This window comes from Anaplasma marginale str. Florida (assembly GCF_000020305.1).
GTDB classification, from domain to species: domain Bacteria; phylum Pseudomonadota; class Alphaproteobacteria; order Rickettsiales; family Anaplasmataceae; genus Anaplasma; species Anaplasma marginale.
This window is the reverse complement of record NC_012026.1, coordinates 622,826-644,775: the sequence shown is the minus strand read 5'-3', so window position 1 is coordinate 644,775 and position 21,950 is coordinate 622,826. Positions and strand designations below refer to the sequence as shown.

Below are 21,950 nucleotides of genomic sequence, written 5' to 3'. Positions count from 1 at the left end.
CAGATGCGGCGAGTTATGGTTCTGTTCGGGGTTGTCATTGCGGGTGTAAAAGGGTTCATGCTAACATTGGTAAGCATGTTTAGGCCCAAGGTCACGCTTCGCTATCCTTCTGAAAAGGGCCCATTGAGTACCAGGTTTCGTGGGGAGCATGCACTGCGCAGGTATGATGATGGTGAAGAGCGCTGTATAGCCTGCAAGCTGTGTGAGGCCATATGTCCCGCACAGGCAATCACTATAGAAGCGGCAGAGCGAGGGGATGGTAGCCGCAGAACCGTAAGGTACGACATAGACATGACCAAGTGCATATACTGTGGTTTCTGCCAAGAGGCCTGCCCGGTTGACGCAATCGTTGAAGGTCCTAACTTTGAATATGCCACAGAGACCAGGGAAGAGCTGATGTACAACAAAGAAAAGCTGCTCTGCAACGGGGATGTTTGGGAAGAGGCATTAGATTTTCGAATCAGGAAGAACAGGCCGTACTACTAACCTACATACTCATCTACTGCCCCTCAGTCCCCTGCATTCTTCTAGTTATAAAACGACGCAGTTCCGACTGTTTGTACCTGTGACGCCGTGGTTGCTCGCGTTACCCACAAAAAGCTCTATGCTCCTGCTGCCATATCGCCGCAACCCTGATGCCACAGCCCCTGGCATCTCAGCCCAACTCTACTCACTGCCAAGGCCACAGCTGAAGTTCTCGGTATCACCTACACCTGCTTCTTATGCACTTCGGTATAGTCAAATTTACTGGTATCGCCTGCACCGCCAACACAGCTGAAGTTCCTTGTACCACCGACTAACCCAAGCCCCTATCTCCGAACTCCCTGCACCTCATTCGTACCTCCTACCTTTGGCACTCAGCCCAACTGGGCACCGCCACCAAGGCTACCACCTCTGCTGGGTAGTGACGGTGCAGAGGTGGTGGCATTGGTTGGGCTGGGTGTCAAGGGTAGGAGGTTAGTAGACGAGGTGTGGGCTTGTGTGTGATTGGGAAGACAACATTGGGTGAGTCCCAAACCTGTAGAGTCAGGGGGAGCCGGGTTATTGTCAGGTGGTACCAAGAACTTCAAGTGTGTTGGTGCTCAGTAGAGTTGGGCGAGATGCTAGGGGTAGGAGGTTGAAAGATAAGGTGTAGGTAGTGCTGTGAGGATGTAGGCGCTAGGTTATGTCGGTGGTACCAAGAGTTTTGAGTGCGCCCGGTATCCGGGGAAATGAGGCGCCCCCTGGGCGCCGGCGATTCAAGTTTCTGGTGCTGTAAGGCTCCTGCCCAGGCTGCTCACGGGGAAAAACTTACCAGCCTCTGGACAGGTGTTTTGTAGGTGCTGGAGGTTGTTTACCTGCTGGTTGTTGTGAGGTACTGCTCGCCGCCGCCATATCGTTCTCTGCTTGATTGATGGAATCGGCAAGTACTTTTACTGCGCCTTCAACTTCGGTGCTAAGCTTTGCATCCTTCGGCTTCTGCCCTGTAGATTGCGATGCAGCGCCATGTGCTTGTTGTGGGGCATCGCTCGCCACACCGCTCTTTGCCTTTCCAGCAGCGGTACCAGTAGCATTCAGCGCCGATGATGCCGCAGTGGCCTTTGTTTTTTGTTCTTGCTTGCCTTCTGCAGTTGTTCCGCTATGAGCACGCAAGGATGATTGTGCCGCTGCTGCTAGCCTGCTTAGACCGCCGATAACAACTTGTTCGGTTGTTGCTGGAGCGGCCATTTCCGCTGTGCCTTGTTCCTGTGTAGTGCCGTCTTGCTGTTTCTGCCCCGTAGATTGCGATGAAGCACCGTGTGCTTGTTGTTGAGCATCGCTTGCCACGCCGCTTTCTGCCGCCTCTGCCGCTCGTTGATCCGCAGCTCTTCCTGTTTTTTCCTGATCGCTTGCTGCTGTTATGCTACCAAGAGCACTCAGAAGCCGCTTTGCCGCATCTGCCAGTGTTTCTGAGCCTGCTACTTCCGCAGCGGCTTTGAGGGGCTGTTGCTTTCCATCCTTACACTGTTCCAGCTGCTGCGCTGCTGAAGAGAACATACCTACCAGCCCTGATAGACTATCAACACCAAGAGCGTCTATGGCACTCTCTAGGGCTTCCTCAATATTGTATTGCGTCCTATCGTATCCACGTTCCTGCTCCTCTCTTTCATCAAGTGCGGCGTCTGTATGCAGAGCTCTCTGCACATCCTGAGCTGCAGTGCCAGCTGCAGCTGGGGTAGGTGAACCGGAACCGCCTATCTTCGGATATAATGTTACAGGCCGTGTGTACGCCGTATCTTCTGTGTCTGTGGTAAGAATGCCGAAAATAGACGCATATGGCGGAGGTGTACTGTCAGCACTTGTATCCGGATGCGGTGCTGTGGGTGCAGTAGCATTATTCAATGGGTGAGTTGTAGGGTGTCCATGACCATCAGGGCATACCGCTGCATTGCCAGGAGTGTCAAGGCCGGGGGCGCTAGGTTGCTGAATATCTTGTGCATGTGCACCATACGCACTTGCCGCCTTCGCGTCGGGGCCGTAGGCCCCAGGCACGCCGCTGCCACCCTGCGATGGACTGCCGGTGCTACCGGGACCCGAAGGCCCAGTACCCCTGTTTTTGTTATCATCATTTGCTGCACCGCCTGCTGCGGCAGCAGGAATCCTGCCTGCGATGCTACCAGCTTTGGGTGCAGGGGTTCGTACATTGCGTCTTGCACGACTGGTACGCCCTAAAGGATCTACTTTAACTGTGCTGTAGCTACGAGCTCCTCCCTCGCTGTTGACCTGTGTGGCCATCTTGCTAGCTAACTTGCCGCCCGCTATGTGGCCTGATGGTGGAGCTAGCTCGTGAGCAAGTTTACCCTCTGCGTTTTTAATAGACATCTGTGCGCCATTGTCCAGGCCAAACGCCACGACATCTTTGAAATCCAGCTCCGCAGCAACATGCATCAGGGTGTTGCCGCTTGAATCATGTGTGCTCAACATCTGTGCAAGCTCAACTGGAGCTAAAATTTGCTGGCAGCTCTTCAGCATTCTCATAATGTCACTTTCACCCACGCCGCTCTTCATGGCAACGTGTAGCGCCGAAGACCCATCAACGCTGGAGCGCTCCAGTGCACTGAGCTTGTTGCTCCTCAATATGCTCTCAAATGCGGGTATACTCCTGTACGCAGCTGCCATGTGCAGTGGAGTATGGCCCTGAGCATTGCGCTGGCGAGCAGAGGCACCACGGGCGCAAAGCAGGTCCACAAACTCTTGAGCGCATTTCTGCTTTTCAGGGAATTTTAACAGTTCAACTGCGGCATGCAGCGCAGTATTTCCGGAGCTATCGCGGCAATTTACGTCAGCCCCATTTCTAATCAGGAACCGAACCAAGATCGTATTTGGCTGCGCGTGTTTTATTGCGAAGATCAATGGTGTATCGTCATCCCCGAGTGCGGTTTGTTCCACTTCATAGCCACGAATCTCAGCGCCGTTTTGCAGGAGAAGTTTTATGCCACGCTCGATTGCGATGCCCTCGTTGAAAATCTTGAGGACCATATCTGTAAGTCCTGTGAACAGCGCCATGAGCTGAGCATAGGCACGTTCAAACCAGTTGTAGCCGGCGATATTTCCCCGATTGTTTGTAAAACAGTTCCCCTGAATTGCAGAGGACAAGGCACACTGGCTGTCAATCCCCTCGAGTCTTGCGCCCTGGGTCTCGACCAATTTGCTTACTATATTAATATGCCCGTTCCTCAGCAGCTCACCGCAGATGCTAACAACGTTCCCTTTGGCGTCTCTAAGCTCGCGGTTGACATCAATCCCACCGTGCCCTTGTGTACAGTCAGTCACATATCGCAGTACACGATAATTCCCGGAGCGCGCAGCATGGAGTGCCACATCTTCCAAGGAGGGCTCTTGGGGAATCAATCGCTTGATAACTTCAAGGGTAGCGTCATCGTCGCTCCTGGTTTGTAGCACGTGAACTGCAGGAGTACATTGGCCCTCAGATACAGGGAATTTTGCATCTCCTTTTGCGTTCTTCCTGTTCAGTAACAGCGCTTCCAAGACCTTAACATCGCCTCTTTCCGCTGCAATGTGTATCACAGACCTGCCATCTGTGCATCGGCTATCTACGTCTACTTTATCGCTCTTTATCAGGTCTGTTATATACTCTACGCTGTTGCCTTCCAGGTACATCTCACATAGTGGGACCATACCATTCAGGCCCGGAGTGTTTATCCACTGTGCGATTTCGGGAACGTCCAGACACAGCTTTATTTTCCCCTGCCGTCTGGTGCGATCTGCTTTATCCTGCATTACGAGGCTTAGCAGGTTTGCACCGTCTTGTGTATGCTTATCGAAAGCCTGAGTGTTTGTATTGTGAAGTATTTTCGCAAAAAGGTCCGCGCTAACGTACCCAGCTGCGTTGTGGATGGGTGCCCTGCCTTGTTCATCTTGGATTGAGAATCCGGCTTGGCAGTGTTGCGCATAAATCTTAACTGCTTCCTCCAGCAGTGGTCTGCACTTACCTTTTGTTGCACAGTTCAGAATTGTATTGCCGGCGCCACCCATGTGCTGCAGGACGTTGCTGACACCGGTGTTCCCACCGCTCATCCGTGCCTGCGCGATGGTTTCTTGGAGTATTTTAATACCAGAGTTTTGCAGTCCACGTGTGGCCGCATAGTGCGCTGGCAGGTAACCACTCAGGTCCTCAGAGCATAACAGCGCCTTGTAGTGTTTTGCAATGTCTTTCGATGCTGCAACTTGTGCTTTCACATGCTCCAGAACGTGTGACGTGAATTCATCGCCTTGGTTCCGTGCCGCTCGGTGTAGAAATGTTCGCAATTCTAAATCAAGCAGGCTGCAGTCGCTGAGCTCAACGAACTTCTTTACATTTTCTAGATTCTCACAGGCAATCGCAGAATGCAGAGGTGCCTCACCTTGACGATTGAGCGCTCTTGCAGTGGGGTGCCCGTACCCAAGATGTTCCAGAATCAGCTGCAACCTGGCCGCGGACTGATCGTCCAGCGCGGTTGCCGCGTCATGCAGGGGCGTATTTGCCTGAATGTCAACGGCTGATATGCTGTATCCATGATCCAGCAAGTAGCTAACGTATTTGGGATCTCCCGCGGAGCACGCATGGTGCAGTATTGTCTTTAGGTCCGATTCGAGTAGCCAAGTATCCTCGTACCCCGTAGGCACGTTCTCAAGTTGCGCTACAAACTCCGCGTACTCGTCGCGCTGCATATTGCCCCACGCATAGGTCAGGGTACGCCTAGCTTCCTCTCGTGGCTGCAGTGGCGGTACTGGCGGCACGCCTGGCGGTGGCGTCGGTGTCGGTGTTGGCGTAGTGGGTACAGCACTCTCCGGTACTGCTGCTCCGGGCACAGAAGCCTCGTTGTTCAAACCTTTGTGTGCAGTATCAGTGGAACCGAGCTCCCCCTCTTTGTGTTCAGAAGTCTTCGGTCCAGATGATCGAGATCCAGGAGAAGCCATGAGAGATTCTTCAGACATAGTTAACGTACCGCAATTGCGCCTGGCGCCGAATACGTTTACTAAAACGTTGGCTTCAAGCTATTGTTGCATGTGTCACAATCACGCTCAGCAAGCGAGTTGCACTGCGTATAATATCGTTAAAGTATTAATTATCCGCTAAAATGCGTCAAAGACACCACCCTACGCATAAATGGTGTGTACACTGTATGCCGGTAGGGTGCGTGTACGCGCGTGTGATTACTTAACTTACTGAGGGCTGGAGTTGCAGGCATACGCGCACTATTTCTGCATTGCAGTGCCTACAACCCACATCCTAGAAATCTGATTTCCCACTCAAGCTTTATGCCAAACATGCTATGTACCCTGCAGCGGATTTCATTTCCTAGATCTTCAAGATCTTTTGCAGTTGCCCCGCCGCAGTTCAGTAAAAAATTGCAGTGCTTCTCGGAGACCTGCGCCCCTCCAATTTGGAGCCCTCTGCATCCCGCCTTGTCTATCAACTCCCACGCCTGATGCCCTTCAGGGTTTTTAAAGGTGGATCCGCCAGTTCTTCCCCTCACAGGTTGTGAATCGTTGCGTCGTGCAATAAACTCGCGCATTGTGCCCTTAATAGCGTCACGGTCACCGCAAGCCCCAACAAAAGTTGCATCAACGAAAATCCATTTGCCCACCAGCCCGTGCTCTCGGTATGAATATCGCATATCATCATTGGAAAGCGTGCAAATTTCCCCGTGCTCATTTACTGCCCGGACTGAACGTAGCACTGAAGCGACGTCGCCGCCGTACGCACCCGCGTTCATTTCAATTGCTCCGCCGACAGTGCCGGGTATGCCTACAAAAAACTCGAGTCCCGAGATTCCACTCTCTTGGGCCGCCACAGCAAGGTTGCTCAGGAGTGTGGCGCATCCAGCAGTTATGATGTTACCATTGCAGTTGATGTACGAAAACTCCCTTCCAAGCTTGACAACCACCCCCTTTACTATGCCGTCTCTCACGATAAGGTTTGATGCAACGCCCACCACGGATATTGGTAGGTTTGTATCTCGTACAAACGCGGCCAGGTCCTCTACACTTGAGGGTTTGAACACAACTTCTGCTACGCCCCCAACATTGAACCACGTTGCATTGTGCATTTTAACGCCCCTGCGATACGTTCCCTGCACCTTGGGCAAGTTATACGCCACGAAGCCGTAACTCATCTTTGAGCATCACCCCCATTTCAAAGCCCACACTTTCTGCATCACGTTCAGGAAAAGTGCGTTCTGCGGATACCATGGTACGAGAGTCATGCGCTAGCATGCACTTCATCGACATCAGGCCACTGTCCACATACCTAGCCATTGCAGCTAAAGGTGTGTGGCAGGAGCCGTTCACAGCCTTCATGAAGCTTCGCTCAGCCAGCACGGCCGTGAATGACTCATGGTCGTTCAACTTTGCGAGCATACGCACTATTCCTTCGTCGCTTTTTCTACACTGAACGCATATTGCCCCCTGGCCTACGGCCCCCAACATCACGTCTGGATGTAATACCTCGGTGATCTTAGCACGTGCAGATATCCTGTCCACCCCAGCCTCAGCCAGCACTATACCGTCGCACTCGCCAGATTGTACCTTAGCGATTCTGGTGTCAACATTGCCCCGCATGGGGGTTATTTCCAGGTCTGGTCTGAAAGCGAGAAGCTGCACCTTTCTTCTGATCGATGAGGTGCCGATTTTTGCTCCGGCGGGTAAGGAGTTTAGGCTTTTGTACTTTACAGATATAAAAACGTCCATGGGAGATCTTCTTTTGAGTACGCACGGCATGTCTAAGTTTTCGGAATAAAAGCCCGGAACATCCTTGGCCGAGTGTACGGCAATGTCTATCTTATTGGCCAACAGGGCCTCTTCTATCTCTTTGATGAACAGGCCCTTGCCGCCAATGTCACACAGTGGCCTGTCAACCTTTACATCCCCAGACGTTTTTATCTTGGTAACATCCACTCGGACCTCAGGAAAGTGGGCTGCAATTGCGGCTTTGACCTCCTCTGCTTGTATTAGTGCCAGCGTGCTTCCTCTTGTTCCCAGCCTGACCACAGGAGCATACATACACCCTCACCACTACAACGGAAGTACTCATCGAGACCCAGAGTTAGCATATATTTGCCAGTTACTCCACATGGCGTCAAACATGAATCGCAGTGATGGTAGACAACCTCGCCTTGACCTGATAACTCTTCCACCTAGCCATGATAAAATTGTGATATCAGCATACAACGCTCTCTTTGAGCAAGTCACCCGCTAGGAATAGTGACCCGCACACCAAAATTGTGGGCTCTGGGCCAGAATCCCCAATGCTGAGAATTTTCCTGATGGAAGACTGTATATCACTTTCTGCCGAGGAGGGAATGCCAAGCTCTGCGGCGTCCTGCGCGAGCTCTTCCGCGAGTTGAGCTCTTGGCTCAGACTTTACGCAGACTGCACACAGAAATTTTATATGCTTCTTGAGGCAGGATAAGAACGTTTTGGAATCTTTGCCTCTAGTCATGCCCACTATGAGGTATAAACCACCACTTGTGCTCTGTTCGATCCAATCGCTGAGGACCTGCGCCCCCGCTGGATTGTGTGCCCCATCCAAAAACAGCCTCCAGCCCTTGGGTAAAAGTTTGGGTATGAACCCGCTAGTTATTCTCTCGAGCCTTGCGGGCCACCTGGTGTTGGTGAGCCCACCGACTATGTCTTCATAATCAATTTTGTAGCCAAATTTTCCAGATAGAATACTACATGCGGCTATGGCGTTGCCGGCATTAATCACCTGATGGTCACCGGGCAGTGATGGGAGGGGGAACTCATACGAGGCCTCGCCGGTGGAAAATAGCATCCTACCGCTACTTTTTTTGCAAGACCATTCGATGCCTCCACGATATAAAAATGCCTGATCACGCATTGCGTAGTATTCAATTGTGCGCATGATAGATTCTGTCTCCTGTGGAGCAACAACACAACTTGTACCGCGCTTGATAATTCCAGATTTTTCTCCAGCTATGAGCTCTACTGTTGTGCCGAGGGAGCTTGTGTGGTCTAAGGATATGGAGGTTATGATTGACATAATTGGTTCGACAACATTTGTGGCATCAAGCCTGCCGCCCATACCCACCTCTACGAGTGTGATATCAGCTTCTACTTTGGAAAACGCCAAGAAAGCGGCGGCTGTTGTTGCTTCGAAAAATGTAGTCTGTATGCCACTACTTGCTGCTTCGCACTCTGCCAAAATTTCATCCAAGTAGGCATCAGAAATTTGCTCTCCGCTGAGCACTATCCTTTCGTTGAACTCTACTAGGTGTGGTGACGTATAAACATGGGCTCTAATTCCCGCAGAGCGAAAGATATGGGCCAGGAACGCGATCGTGGAACCCTTCCCATTCGTACCGGCGACGTGCACAACTGGGGGCATGTGCTTTTCAGGGTTACCCAGCCTCTCCAGCATTTTAGTTATTCTATCGAGCTGGAAGTCTGGAACGCGGCATTCTAGAACTCTCGGCCAGCGCGGCATGAACACCATAATACCAGTACCTACCAGTCTACACGTAGTGGGACACACAGCAAGTATAGCGAATGGCGCTGGAAGCCTCAACCTTCTCCGCTATTGTAGGCTGTGTTGTGTGTGCGATATAGCAACGCTCCCGCTGCATGATATACGTGAATTGGTGATTATACATCTCGCCCGAGGCACCGTGGTTTCATGTTTGCGATGTAGAGGCATGAACATTCGGTTCCTGTATTTCCTAAATTCAGTTGCTTCGCTCACAAAGTGTGATAACCTCCATCACGCCGGTGGATTTTTGACCGTTTTGTATGAAGCGTGAGCTCTTAAAGCTATCGATTTTAGAGGCGCATCGTTGCCTGAAGAATAAAGACTTTTCCGCGCGGGAGCTTACTGAGGCATATATTGGCGCGGTAGAGCAAGATACACTCAATGCGTTTGTCACAACCACTCCTGAATTGGCATTGGCGGCTGCGGACAGGACGGATGGTCTATTACAGCGTGGGGAGCCCATTCACCCAATGTCTGGTATACCGGTGGGGGTTAAGGACCTTTTTTGCACCAAGGGAGTAAGAACCACAGCGTGCTCTAATATATTAAAAAATTTTGTGCCAACTTATGAATCCACTGTTTCCCAAAAGTTGTGGGACAGCGGTGCGGTAATGTTGGGCAAGCTCAACATGGATGAGTTTGCTATGGGGTCTTCGAACACTTATAGCTGCTTTGGGCCGGTCAAAAATCCGTGGAAAGGCACTGAGGGAAAAGATTTAACGCCTGGTGGGTCATCAGGTGGGTCTAGCGCAGCGGTGGCTGGGTTATTGTGTGCGGGCGCGTTAGGCAGTGATACAGGTGGATCTGTCCGGCAGCCTGCTGCCTTGTGCGGCGTTGTCGGCGCAAAACCAACTTATGGTAGGTGCTCACGCTGGGGTATGATAGCATATGCGAGCTCCTTGGACCAAGCTGGGGTGCTTGCCCGCACGGTGGAAGATGCAGCGGTGATGCTGAATGCAATATGCGGTTACGATCAAAAAGATTCTACGTCTTCTCAGGAGGCTGTGCCAGACTTTTTGGGTGGTATTAGCCGTGATGTACGCGGAGTGCGCATTGGTATCCCGAAGGAGTACGAACTCCCGAAAAATCGGGGGGATATAGCAGCGATGTGGGATCAGAACATCAAGCATTTGCTGGACTGTGGCGCGGAAATTGTGGAAATCAGTCTACCTCATACCACCTATGCCTTGCCCGTATATTACATACTCGCTTCGTCTGAAGCGTCGTCGAATTTGGCTCGTTATGACGGGATAAGGTATGGCACTAGGGTAGAGGGTGAAACCATAGATGAGATGTACGAGCTCACTAGGAGCCTTAATTTTGGTGAGGAAGTGAAGCGCAGGATGCTGATCGGGGCCTATACGCTGTCTTCTGGTTACCGCCGTGCCTACTATGACAAAGCCCAGAGGGTGAGATGCCTTGTGATACGAGACTTTGAAGAGGCCTTCAAGAAGGTCGATTGCATACTTGCGCTGACCACCCCGGTGGAGGCCACTGGGATTGAAGAGCCCCTCAGTGCCATGGATAGATATTTTACGGATGTTTTCACGGTTCCCGCCAGTTTGGCTGGGCTGCCGGCGATCTCCGTTCCCGCAGGGCTGTCAGAGCGCAAACTACCCATGGCGTTGCAGGTTATAGGGAATTACCATGACGAATGTGGGATGCTAAATTTGGCTGCTGTGATTTACGAGCATTCCGGGGGAGTGCTGCAACATCTACATGGCTTTTAGGTGGGGTTTTGCCGCAAGTAAGACGGTTTTTTGTCATTTTCTGTGGGGCGGAGGACGGCACCGTAGGCGATGCAGGTCACATTGGGGTTGTGGACCGTTCTCAGGTGGATATAACTTAGAGGGTGCGCTGCAACATCTACATGGCTTTTAGGTGGATTTTACTTGCATGGTGGCGGGGTCGACTTGCCATTTTCTACGGTGGCCATAAGCGCCGCTGGTGGCATTAGTGGTATTGGCCATGCTCAGTGGATGTAACTTAGGAGGTGCGGCCCCGCGCTGGTGGTTTGTGCGGAATAGGATTGCATATCTGCCCCGCAAGACTTAGACTGTGGTGGCGCTTGGGTTACTACGCGCAGTTTGCGGTATTGGGGGGTGTGCTATGGCTGGTCATTCGCAGTTTGCAAATATTAAACATCGTAAAGGGGCGCAGGATGCAAAACGCTCAAAGGTGTTTACCAAACTCAGGAAGGAGATAATCATTGCTGCTAGAAGCGGCCCGCCAACCCCGGATCTGAACCCAAGGTTGAGGGCGGCAATAGCTTCTGCCAAGGCGGAAAATCTGCCAAAAGACAAAATAGAGGCCGCTATAAAGAGTGCGCAGGGCAACGCAGCGGATGACAGCTATGAGGAGATTACGTATGAGGGGTACGGCCCCGGCAGCACGGCTATTGTTGTGCATGCGCTGAGCAACAATCGCAATCGTACTGCTGGTGAGCTCAGGCATATTTTTTCCAAGCACGGTGGCAAATTGGGGGAGAAGGGCAGCATAGCATATCTTTTCGACCATGTAGGGTTGGTAGTATACAAGGCGGAAAGCATTGAGAGTTTCGATGCCCTTTTTAACCTTGCAACCAGCCTGGGGGCGATAGATCTGGAAGAAGATGGCGAGGGTGAAGATAAAGTATATGCCATAATTTGCAGCGTGGAGGACTTTGGTAAAGTGAGAGATGGATTGTACGCGCAGTACTCTGACGGCGAGTTGGCGAGGTTGTCTTGGAGGCCGAAACAGCGGGTACTGGTAGACTCTCCAGAGCTCAACACAAAGCTTATGAATTTTCTTAATGATCTCGAAGATAACGACGACGTACAGTATGTTGAGGGGGACTTTTCACTTGTGGGTTAGTGGAACGTAAACAAGGAGTTACCCGTTGCACGATATTTTCGCGGCTTGCCTTTTCCGTGCCTATCTGCTAGCATCGGCGCAGTCGCCTAGATATGGGATTTATGTTAAAGCTGTTGTTGTGTGTGTTCTTGTTTTATCTAGTATTCAATAGGTTGGCGTCTAAAGATAGGGGTGAGGCATAATAGCTTTGGGGGTGTTGGTGCATAGTAGGTCTACAATTTCGGAATTCATACATAGGCTTGGGGTGGACCTGGAGTCTATAGCGAGGTGTCTTTGACGTTAGCGCCCTCGCGAGTTCTTTGGAGGAGTTAGACTCCCGTTGCTCATCTGCCTCCTTGTGGGACGATCAAGAGAACGCAAAGAAATTACTTAGTGAAAGAGCAAGGGTAGAGGAGGTTCTGGCCTCATTCCGTGCCTTGGAGAAGGAGTATGCCGAGTGCGTCGAGTTGCTTGACGTGGCAGACGAAAGCGATAGCGAGTTTCTCGACGGTTTGTGGAGCGCGTTAACCCAGTTGGAGCGTCGTGTCAGCCAAAAAAAGGCTGAGTGCATGTTTTCTGGGGAGGCCGACGGCAGCGGGTGCTTCCTGGTTATCCGTCCTGGTGCTGGGGGCACGGAGAGTAATGACTGGGCTGCTATGCTGCTCCGCATGTACATAAGATGGGCAGGGACCTTTCACGGGTTTACTACAGAAATTGTAGATAAGATTGACGGTGAAGCCGCAGGATTGAAATCGGTGACGGTTAAGATATCCGGAAATGGGGCGTACGGTTGGGCGAAGACTGAGAGCGGTGTACATAGGCTGGTGCGGATATCTCCGTTTGACTCTTCATCAAGGCGCCATACAAGCTTTGCCAGCGTGGAAGTGTCACCAATAGCTGATGATAAAATTGATATTGAGATACTTGAGAAGGATCTGCGTATTGACACATACAGGGCCTCTGGGGCGGGCGGACAGCACGTAAATAAAACCGAGAGCGCAGTGCGCATCACTCACATGCCGTCGGGTATAGTGGTGCAGTGCCAGACCAGTAGGTCCCAGCATCAAAACCGCGCAGAGGCGTACAGTTTGCTACGAAGTCGCCTTTACGAAATGGAGCTTCAAGAAAAGGAAAAGAAAATGGCCCAGGAACATGACAGCAGATGCGATATAGGATGGGGTCACCAAATCAGGTCGTACGTAATGCACCCGTACCGCATGGTTAAAGATTTGAGAACCGGGCACGAAACGGGAGATGTGGATGCCGTGCTCGACGGGGATCTGGATAAGTTTATTGCTGCGGCTCTGACTTACAAATTATCCCAAGCACAGAAATAATGCAAACTGCCTCATGGGTGTTCATTGTTGGGTGATACACCTGTGCGGTGATGTGGAGTGCTGCACGGTGGCCGGCTATGGCACCACGCGAGGACATTCCACCACATATTCTCCATGGCAGCTCGGTCTATTGCGTGTTCCGTTCCCCCACGGCTGGGCATTCCACTGCCTATTCTTTGTTGGATATAGCTACAGCCCGTGTGGCGTGTAGGTCTGCTGCACGGCAGTCCCGTCTATGGCACCACGCGAGGACATTCCACTGCCATACTGGCCCCGCCGGAGCGCAGCCCTTGTGCACCACCTTGTTGATAGCGTTGATGCGCACTTCACTTGGCTCAGCGATAATGCGGCTTCCTAAGAGTGGCTGCACCATTCTTGCTCCAGGTGCTCCCCATGGGTTGCCAGGGCGCATACCTGTTTTTTACTAACCTCCACCGGCGCGCAATCCCTGTGCACCACCTTGTTGTTGGTAGCTGTTGATGTGTATCTTGCCGGCGTGTTCCACTCCGCACCTTGCCGGTATCTTGCCACGTGGGCCACTGTTTTTCTGTTGTTGCTGTGGCGCGCTTACTACCTGGTCCTCATCTTTCTCCGGAGCATACCGCATATCTGGGTATATTTCAGTTTCTTCGTACTCTAAAAACCCATTTCCCATGTCGGTGCCGGCTCCGATAGGGCTCAAGACGTCATCATCAAGTTCGGAATCCATTACGTTAGGGCGGCGTCGTCCCGTTGCACCGCGTTCCGCATCTAAACGCAAATCCTGCGGCTCCTCATGCACTCCGTCTTCGCTTACCATGGGCTCGCTATCTTCTTGTTGTGCAACTTGTTGTTCAACCTCGGCTTCTGCAGCGCGGAAGTTGCCCTGAGGATATGTTAGTGTACGATCGTCCGCGCACATGAATCTAGTGAACCGCACTGGCACGGTTTGAGAGAGAAACCAGTTGTCTGGATCGAATGTTACCCCACTTTCTTCCGCCAAAGCGAGCCTGTATATATCTTCTGAGAACGGGAATTCCGGGCCGTTTACCAGACGGTGCAGATTGCTCGCATACTTATCCAAATATTTGTGTTGCAGTTTAGATAGAACACCAGAGTGTGACTTTCTCCCCGGGGTTTTCGATACATCATGCACCTGTAACAGCGCGATTATGTATTCTAGGCACGCTTTTCTTCTACCATCAATATGCATGCTGCAGTATTCGTATATAGCAGCTATGATGTCGTGCTCTGCGTGATCTCTGCATAAAAGCTTCCACTGCTTTGAAGTGCGGAATTTCGGGTCTATGGCGTTTCGGCCGTCGTCCGGGCACATGAAGTCCACATACGCATCTAAGTACGAAAGCAGCAAATTCACCCTTCCGGATTTGGCAAGGGTCTTCATGAGCATCATGTGCCCAGCCCTAGATGACCATTGGCCGCTCGCACTACAATGCACATTACAATCATCCATACCCATGTACGGGCATTCAGTAAACGATACATTTGTGGTACTCCCCTCGGGCCACGCAGCTTTGTTTGAGACGGTTCTAATAAGCTCAAGATCGCCGTCATCCCGCGTTGCATGCATACAAAACAAGACACACATGCCATGTGGAACTTCATCTTCTGCGCCCAAAACGTGTGCTACATACTTATCTTTAGGTATGGGGCGGCCTTCCATGCACAGCTTCCCGTCTGCTATACCAAACCTAGATATAGACTCCTGTTCGCAAGCATCATTAAATAGGCTCCTATCGCGGATGTTCATGCATAGAGTAAGCATGGGGGTGCCGCGATGCCCGACAACATCAAGCCCGTATCCACTTCTCTTATATGACAATGCCACTCCCACCATAGACAGCACGAAACCTACTCCAACGGTGATTCCTATGGCAAGCATTACCTGTGCACTGATGACGCCTGCAAAATACAATGCCGCTGCAATACCCAGTATGACTACGGCGACGACAAATGCTGCTGCAGCCCTTATCAGCGCTTTTCTCACGCGAACATCGTCAAATTTGGATGTGCTCTCATAGTCAGCACCCTGGCTCTGGTATAGCAGATCAGCACCCCCATGCCCCAAACCGGAAATAGTGGGAGTATACTGCCCAAATGCAGTACCCCGGTGCATGCGCACACTGCTAATGCTGCTGTCTAGTTGAATTGGCAAGGTAAGCTGAAACCCACCACAACGCTCTAATGCCGGAAGGAGGCTTTCAAAGAAGCTGCAAGTACAGAATTTGGGAAAGGATGGTGGTTGGCCCCCGCATGAATGCACGAGGTCACAAACCCTCTGGTACTTGCTCTTCAGCTTCAACAGTAAATCCCGCGCCTCTGCGCAGTCAATATCGTACCTATGATACACGCTGGCAAAACGTGCATCATTCATCAGATACTGTACAAGCTTTTTGTTGTACTTTTTGCCTTCAGACTTTAGACACGAAAGTGCAAGCATGCCCGCAGCTTCGTCGTACCGTGCGGGGTCAGTAGTGATGAGAGCATGCAGCAAGTTGCGTATTCTTATGTCAGATTTTTGCGAGCTTACGTAGTGCCCTTCCGAGGTGTATATTGCAATACCGCACGCGCATAGGAAGTTTATACTGGAGCGCTGCTTGGTTGAGCTATCACGGCGTACTTCGTCTTTCACATTTTGAGGTAGCTCATTAATGGCACGTAACACCGCCGACAGTAGCATCGCCCTGTGCCTTGCCTGAGAACTCCATGTGGGCGAAATGAATTCCTGGCCACGGTGCAACCTAGACAGTATGCCGGTGGTAATTTCGTCATGTAACAAAGCGCGCCCGTCTAGTGTGGCGTGCAGAAAACGTGGATCAATCGCCCATGCACTGTCACCATTGCTGTCATAACCGCCGGCATGGATAAAGCTTAATGCGCGCTCGATATAATAATCTAGGTAGCACTCGAAAACAGAGGTAAGCACGCTACGCTCGTTATCGGCATGCCCGGAACCGATCCCAAATAGCCGGTACATGAGGCTGCTGCGCTTTTTTGCGCCCCCTGCGCGAGAACGTTGTCCCTCGTTTTGGAGCACTATTCCGCTGTCTATGATGTGCACAATGAAGGAAAACAGACTTTGTACAGACTCGGCGTTGCTCACAATGACGCTGACTCTGGCCTTAAGCTGCGCATCTTGTATACTTGCCCCAGTTAAGAGCACGCTGTCTGGCGTTAGCCGCGCCAGTGATTTACTCAGCTCACTATCCAGGTCGGTATCGAGTGTGAAAAATGGCTCTTCCATGCCCTGAGAGTTACTATCAGGAGGCGCAAACCGGATTCTGCATCCAGAAAACTCGTGATCACGCCCTATTTTCAGTACTCCGTTTTCTGTTAGACCGATGACAGCAAGCAAATTACGCTGCATCCCCGGATTGGCAGCGAGCACGTCCCGCAGTTTGGTGCACCTGCTTGTTCCGCCTGGACCACTACAAAAGCTGAGAAACAGTTCGGACACAATCTTGACCTATCTAACAAGTGTAGCTGAAGCCGTACCGGTACATTGTAACATGCTATGGCGGATTTTGCCACCGTAGGTAGTGTATATACTCCTCCATTGCGACTATTTGTACTACATATATTGTTGAGGCAGCGTACGCCAAATGTGTTTAGTTACTTCTCCAGCTTGTGATACTGATATACTCGTTGATTGCCTATATGGGGCTATGCTGTGTTGGGCTATGCTGTGTTGGGCTATGCTGTGTTGGGCTATGCTGTGTTGGGCTATGCTGTGTTGGGCTATGCTGTGTTGGGCTGTGCTGTGTTGGGCTGTGCTGGGCGGCCATACAGTATGCCGCGTAGATTCAGGCGTAACCGTAATTCCGCGGCTTACGCGCAACTTCTGCGGGCATTTGTAAGGCTTATTTGTGGGCGTAACACTCATTAACATACGCAAGGGCGCACACCACTGCGGTATCGACCTTGAGTATTCTAGACCCCAGAGACATTTTGTCGCAAAAATCTTCACAGGAGCATAATTCCTCGTTGGAGAACCCTCCCTCAGGCCCTACTATTACCCAAACTTCCCGGTCGTTTTGCAGAACCTCGCGGGGTGGCTTGCCGCCGCCAGTTTCATCGCACAACACAAACTGCCTGTCGGGGTTATGAAGCTCGCGCAACGTGCGAAAATCCACTACAGGCGCGACCTCAGGCACATCCTGCCTGCCGCATTGCTCAGAGGCTTCGACGGCCCATAAGCGGCACTTTCTTGAGTCAATATCGTGCGCGGAGGAATATTCGGTACGCATGGGCTGGAAAAGAGTGACGCCCATTTCTGTGGCCTGCCTCACAACATTACGCATGGCTTCACCCTTCACTAGCGCAAAACACAGGACTAAGGTTCTGGTGCGGACGTGCTTTCTGAGGAGTTTTTCGGCTTCTACCTCGACAGTTTTTTTTGAGATGCACGAAACCCTGCACAGCCACTCTCCGTGCGTTCCGTCAAATAGCAATACAGCATCGCCGTGCTTCGCCCGCATTACATCCCGCACGTAGTGAGCCTGAGTAGCGTTTAAGGCAACCCTGCCACCAACTCCAATGCCGCCCTCTTTGTGATACAGCCTGATCTTTACGGGCTTTTTTCTGGAATACACCACGCTCTTGATGCGCCTACACCGTTTCGTTTTCCAGGCTTTTTGCTGCATCTAAAACGGCGTCTACATGCCCATCGACTTTCACTTTACGCCAGATTTTTCGTATCTTACCATGCTTATCTATGAGAAAGGTTGACCGCTCGATACCCATGTAGGACTTGCTAAACATGTGCTTTTCAACCCAGGTGCCGTACAGCTTGGAAAGACTGGAATCTTCATCGGAGATTAGTTCGAACGGTAGCTGATATTTTTTCCTGAAATTCGCGTGGGAAGACGCACCATCACCCGAAACGCCAACAATTATTGTATCCAGGCGCGCAAACTCGGCATGCGCGTCTCTAAAACCTTCCGCCTCCCTTGTGCACCCTGGTGTATCATCCTTTGGGTAGAAGTATAAGACTATGTTCTTCTTGCCGATGTACGAGGAGGAGGATGCCACAGTGCCATCTTCAAGCTTTATAGTAAATTCCGGGGCTGCTTCTCCTTCAAGTGTGTCCATAAAACCACCTCAGTCACATTACGGGGCGAATGATACACCTACTTGTAGATATTGTACAAAACTAAAACAGGGCTCCGACCGATCTTGACCAAAGTATTCGGCCTACTAGGCCTTCTGTTTAGGCAATGGTGGTTGGTAAATCTGTTCTTGTAATGCTCGTACCTATAACCTGGCTAGCTCATGTCTTGTCCGGCCTGCGTGTCTGGCTTGATACAATTATTCGCGCTATTGTGATGCTCGAGGAGAGCTTCACTGCACAATTACATTACTGCATTGTTGTACATTGTTGGGCTGCGTATGGAACTTCCCAATGCGCAAAGGAGCGTGTATATTGTGTGCTCGTTATTCGATGCTTAGGGTGATGTGAATTACTATCCGGAGGTTAAAGGCAACCCAGAGTTTTCTGCTATAGAAAAAGAGATACTGCAATATTGGAACAGCGAAAAGATTTTTGAGGAATCTGTAAACACTCGCTCTAGGGACAGAAGTTTCGTATTTTACGATGGCCCCCCGTTTGCGAATGGACTGCCCCACTATGGGCACCTGCTGACTGGGTTTATCAAAGATGCCGTTGCTAGGTACAAAACCATGCGCGGATTTAGAGTGGAGCGAAAATTCGGGTGGGATTGCCACGGGCTACCGGCTGAGATGCTGGCGGAGAAGGAACTTGGGGTGTCAGGCAAGGTCAGTATAGAAAGCTTTGGTATTGACAAGTTTAATGACTACTGCCGCAGCTCTATCATGCGGTTTACCCAACAGTGGAGGGAGTATGTAGAGCGGCAGGGACGGTGGGTAGACTTCGAAAACGGCTACAGAACCATGGACAAGAGCTTCATGGAGTCTGTAATGTGGGCGTTTCACGAGCTTTGGCATAAGGGGCTGGTTTATGAATCTGTGAAGGTAGTTCCGTACAGTTGGGCGTGCCAAACACCCCTGTCAAACTTCGAGACAAAAATGGATAATGCCTACCGGGAAAAGGTTAGCAAATCGGTCACGGTTAGGTTCAAACTCTCTGAGCAGGTGGGTTTTGTTCCACAAGGTGTTGAGTCTTGCAGCATCCTTGCGTGGACCACAACTCCTTGGACTTTGGTGTCAAATTTCGCCCTAGCCATAAATACGAACATGGATTATGTCGGGGCAGTTGTCGGTGCGGAAATGCTAATATTTTCCGCAGGTTATCTAGACCATTTCATGCGTTACTGTGAGAGGCACAGCCTTGAGTGCGCTAAGGTCGTGCAAATACCGGCCAAGGAGCTGTTGGCAGTGAAGTATATGCCGCCATTTCCATATTTTGCAGACAGCAAAAACGCGTTTATGGTATTGGACGCGGAGTTTGTGGCTGAAGGGGCCGGGACCGGGATAGTGCATCTTGCTCCCGGTTTCGGTGAAGATGACTTCTTACTATGCAAACAGCATGGAATTCCTAACTTGGGCGAGGAATCCCGTGGCATGCTTTCTGTAATATGCCCCATAGATGACGCAGGAAGGTTTACAGCGGCTGTTGGCGATTTTGCCGGGCAGCACGTGTTTGATGTAGTTGATGCTGTAATTCGACAATTAAAAGAAAAAGGGCTATGGTTCGCAACGGAGCAGTGTACCCATAGCTACCCTCACTGCTGGCGCACGGATACCCCGCTGATATACAGAGCAACGTCGTCGTGGTATGTGGAGGTAACCAAGCTCAAAGCACGCATGGTTGAGCTTAACAAGGAAGTGAATTGGGTGCCAGAGCACGTACAGAGCGGTCAATTCGGTAAGTGGCTTGATGGTGCGAAAGATTGGTCGGTATCCAGACACAGATTCTGGGGGGCTCCAGTGCCGGTGTGGCGATCTGATGACCCTAAATATCCAAGAACAGATGTATATGGCTCCATCAAGAAGGTGCTACCGGATGTTAAGGCGCTGGAGGAAGATTTCGGTCCAGTGGAAGATCTGCATCGCCCATACATCGACAATTTAGTGCGCCCAAACCCTGATGACCCTACGGGCAAGTCCATGATGCGGAGAGTTCCAGATGTTTTAGACTGCTGGTTTGAATCTGGCTCCATGCCATACGCGCAGATGCATTACCCATTTGAGAACAAAGAGTTTTTTGATTCCCACTTCCCCGCAGACTTTATCACTGAATACATCGCCCAGACCAGAGGATGGTTTTATACACTATTTGTTTTATCTACAGGGTTGTTTGATAGGCATCCCTTCAAAAGTTGCATATGCCACGGTGTGGTACTAGACATTAAAGGCCAGAAGCTCTCAAAGCGGCTAAACAACTATCCGGATCCCATGGAAATGTTTGAAAAGTACGGTGCCGACTCCGTGCGGTTTACCATGCTTTCGCATGCAGTGTCGATAGGTGGGGATTTGCTCCTTGACCAAGATGGTGACGTCGTTCGTGATACGTTGAAGAGTGTGGTAAAGCCCATATGGAACAGCTATAGCTTCTTTACCGTATATGCGAACTCGGACCAAATGCAGGGGCGCATTCTGGAGAGTTTGGAGGGCATTACAAATATCATGGACCAATACATACTGTACGAATGTGCGTGTATGGTGGTTAAAGTATTGGAGGCTATGGAATCAAGTTCAGCCGGGGTGAGGGACCCTTATAACATAAGGCTTGCATGTGCGGCTATAGTGCAATTTTCCGACAAGCTAAACAACTGGTACATACGTGGGTGTAGGGGGCGGTTTTGGATGCGAGATAAGACTGCTGACAAATCTGACGCCTATAACACGTTATATACCGTATTGTACCATCTGGCGAGGACCATTGCGCCATTTCTTCCATTCATTGCGGAGTCTATATGGCTGGGATTAAGCTTTCAGCGTGAAAAATCGGTTCACCTTGCGGATTTTCCCGATACAAACAGTTTTAGTGCTGTCAACCAATATCAAAAGAACGCGGAATACATGCAGCTAGCTATGGATGTTTGCAGCCACGTGCTTTCCCTTAGAAATGCGCATAACATACGGGTAAGACAGCCGCTACGGCGCATGGTTGTATACCCGTATAACTGCGAGAGCCTGCTTGATATGCCACAGCAGTATAGAGATATAATACTCAACGAGGTTAACGTTAAAAGTCTACAGATAGCAAGCACCATAGGGGATATGGCGTCCTTCGAGCTGAAGTTGAACTTTTCGCTACTCGGCCAGAGAGTGCCTGAAAAAGTTAAGCAGATAATTACTTTGGCGAGGGCTGGTGTGTGGGAAGTTCAAAGCGACGGCAGTCTGCTGCTTGGCGCCCCAGGCTGTGAGCAGTGCGTAATCCAAAAGGATGAGTTCTCTTTAAATCTGAAGGTGCACAGCGAGTATGCATGCCAGATAATTTCTGGTGGCGTCCCGGTCGGAGTGCTACACATAGACCATGAACTCACTCGGGAACTTCTACTTGAGGGGATCGCGCGGGATGTCATGCGGCTTATACAGCAGGCCCGTAAAGACTGTGGGCTGGAGATGCTTGATCATGCGGAAGTCATTATAAACACTGATGCGGCTGAGATAATAGAAGCAATAAGCATTTGGTATGACTTTATAAAGCAGCAGACCTTCTCTCATACGCTGGAGCATAGGCCTGCTCAGGCTGTGGTGGAAGACTGTAGCAAGTATACAAAAATTTCCGGCAAGGACTTTGACATATTTTTGTGCAAGTCAGCCCTGTGCTCCTAAAGGCCCCAGAG

The 21,950-nt window shown here is 50.9% G+C and carries 12 protein-coding genes; 5 read left to right on the top strand and 7 right to left on the bottom strand.

Features of this window, described 5'->3' with window-relative positions; translation table 11 throughout:
* Positions 1–3 precede the first annotated feature (3 nt).
* Positions 4–486 carry an NADH-quinone oxidoreductase subunit NuoI gene (gene nuoI / locus AMF_RS07695; RefSeq protein WP_011114403.1) on the top strand — a complete coding sequence of 161 codons (483 nt, stop codon included), beginning with the start codon at positions 4–6 and terminating at the stop codon, positions 484–486.
* An 804-nt stretch (positions 487–1,290) separates the two neighbouring features.
* On the opposite strand, the gene AMF_RS07690 is transcribed toward nuoI, so the two are convergent.
* The 4 genes from AMF_RS07690 to AMF_RS07675 form a co-directional block, all read right to left on the bottom strand.
* Positions 1,291–5,457 (bottom strand): type 4 secretion system effector protein, encoded by a 4,167-nt coding sequence (locus AMF_RS07690; RefSeq protein ID WP_012658987.1) that lies wholly within the window; start codon positions 5,455–5,457, stop codon positions 1,291–1,293.
* A 281-nt stretch (positions 5,458–5,738) separates the two neighbouring features.
* Positions 5,739–6,638 carry a UDP-N-acetylmuramate dehydrogenase gene (gene murB, locus AMF_RS07685; RefSeq protein WP_010264698.1) on the bottom strand — a complete coding sequence of 300 codons (900 nt, stop codon included), beginning with the start codon at positions 6,636–6,638 and terminating at the stop codon, positions 5,739–5,741.
* Positions 6,613–7,524 (bottom strand): hydroxymethylbilane synthase, encoded by a 912-nt coding sequence (hemC, locus tag AMF_RS07680; protein WP_010267733.1) that lies wholly within the window; start codon positions 7,522–7,524, stop codon positions 6,613–6,615. The genes murB and hemC overlap by 26 nt, the downstream gene beginning before the upstream one ends.
* Before the next feature lie 157 nt (positions 7,525–7,681).
* Positions 7,682–8,977 (bottom strand): bifunctional folylpolyglutamate synthase/dihydrofolate synthase, encoded by a 1,296-nt coding sequence (locus AMF_RS07675; protein ID WP_012880673.1) that lies wholly within the window; start codon positions 8,975–8,977, stop codon positions 7,682–7,684.
* A 293-nt stretch (positions 8,978–9,270) separates the two neighbouring features.
* On the opposite strand from AMF_RS07675, the gene gatA reads away from it, so the two are divergent.
* The 3 genes from gatA (at position 9,271) to prfB (ending at position 13,179) form a co-directional block, all read left to right on the top strand.
* Positions 9,271–10,740, top strand: coding sequence for an Asp-tRNA(Asn)/Glu-tRNA(Gln) amidotransferase subunit GatA (gatA, locus tag AMF_RS07670; protein WP_010264692.1), 1,470 nt, complete (start codon positions 9,271–9,273; stop codon positions 10,738–10,740).
* A gap of 379 nt (positions 10,741–11,119) precedes the next feature.
* Positions 11,120–11,863, top strand: coding sequence for a YebC/PmpR family DNA-binding transcriptional regulator (locus AMF_RS07665; RefSeq protein ID WP_023441441.1), 744 nt, complete (start codon positions 11,120–11,122; stop codon positions 11,861–11,863).
* 217 nt (positions 11,864–12,080) lie between these two features.
* A protein-coding gene (prfB, locus tag AMF_RS07660) for a peptide chain release factor 2 (protein WP_407059591.1) occupies positions 12,081–13,179 on the top strand; the annotation gives its coding sequence in 2 pieces (ribosomal slippage) (positions 12,081–12,137 and positions 12,139–13,179; 1,098 coding nt in all).
* A 424-nt stretch (positions 13,180–13,603) separates the two neighbouring features.
* Here prfB and AMF_RS07655 read toward each other — a convergent pair.
* From AMF_RS07655 to AMF_RS07640, 3 genes are all read right to left on the bottom strand, one after another.
* The gene (locus AMF_RS07655) at positions 13,604–16,636 is read right to left on the bottom strand and encodes a hypothetical protein (protein ID WP_012658984.1); all 3,033 of its coding nucleotides are present in this window, start codon (positions 16,634–16,636) and stop codon (positions 13,604–13,606) included.
* 403 nt (positions 16,637–17,039) lie between these two features.
* Positions 17,040–17,774 (bottom strand): 16S rRNA (uracil(1498)-N(3))-methyltransferase, encoded by a 735-nt coding sequence (locus AMF_RS07645; protein WP_010264688.1) that lies wholly within the window; start codon positions 17,772–17,774, stop codon positions 17,040–17,042.
* A 13-nt stretch (positions 17,775–17,787) separates the two neighbouring features.
* Positions 17,788–18,270 carry a peroxiredoxin gene (locus AMF_RS07640; RefSeq protein WP_010264686.1) on the bottom strand — a complete coding sequence of 161 codons (483 nt, stop codon included), beginning with the start codon at positions 18,268–18,270 and terminating at the stop codon, positions 17,788–17,790.
* Positions 18,271–18,633: 363 nt separating this feature from the next.
* Between AMF_RS07640 and ileS the strand changes: the two genes are divergently transcribed.
* The gene (ileS, locus tag AMF_RS07635; protein WP_010267720.1) at positions 18,634–21,939 is read left to right on the top strand and encodes an isoleucine--tRNA ligase; all 3,306 of its coding nucleotides are present in this window, start codon (positions 18,634–18,636) and stop codon (positions 21,937–21,939) included.
* Positions 21,940–21,950 lie beyond the last annotated feature (11 nt).